This window comes from Flavobacterium panici (assembly GCF_903819335.1).
GTDB classification, from domain to species: Bacteria; Bacteroidota; Bacteroidia; order Flavobacteriales; family Flavobacteriaceae; genus Flavobacterium; species Flavobacterium panici.
This window is the reverse complement of record NZ_CAIJDE010000073.1, coordinates 1-455: the sequence shown is the minus strand read 5'-3', so window position 1 is coordinate 455 and position 455 is coordinate 1. Positions and strand designations below refer to the sequence as shown.

At 35.4% G+C, this 455-nt stretch carries 2 tRNA genes; both read left to right on the top strand.

What is annotated here, in order from left to right:
* Positions 1-23 precede the first annotated feature (23 nt).
* Positions 24-97, top strand: a tRNA-Ile gene (locus FLAPXU55_RS23990).
* 174 nt (positions 98-271) lie between these two features.
* Positions 272-345: transfer RNA gene (locus FLAPXU55_RS23985), tRNA-Ala, on the top strand.
* Positions 346-455: the final 110 nt, after the last annotated feature.

Below are 455 nucleotides of genomic sequence, written 5' to 3'. Positions count from 1 at the left end.
TAATAAATTTTTAAGTAAAACAGAGTCTCGTAGCTCAGCTGGTTAGAGTACTACACTGATAATGTAGGGGTCGGCAGTTCGAGTCTGCCCGGGACTACTAAAATTTAGATTTAAGATTATAGATTTTAGATTTAAAGTTAAACTTAAAAAAAAAGGAAATTCTGGATGCTGGGATTCACCAAAAGAAATTAGAGAAGAATTAGAAATCTAAAATCTGACTAGAGAGCGAAGCTCGACAGCCGTTAGGAATTCAACAATCTAAAATTGAAACGGGGGATTAGCTCAGCTGGCTAGAGCGCCTGCCTTGCACGCAGGAGGTCAACGGTTCGACTCCGTTATTCTCCACTGATTGTCTATAAAGATAGATAATAAAAGTTCATTGACATATTGAGATAAGAAAATAATAAGAAAGTAGAAAGCGTTTTTTGTTATAGTAGCAATACGAATAATAAAAA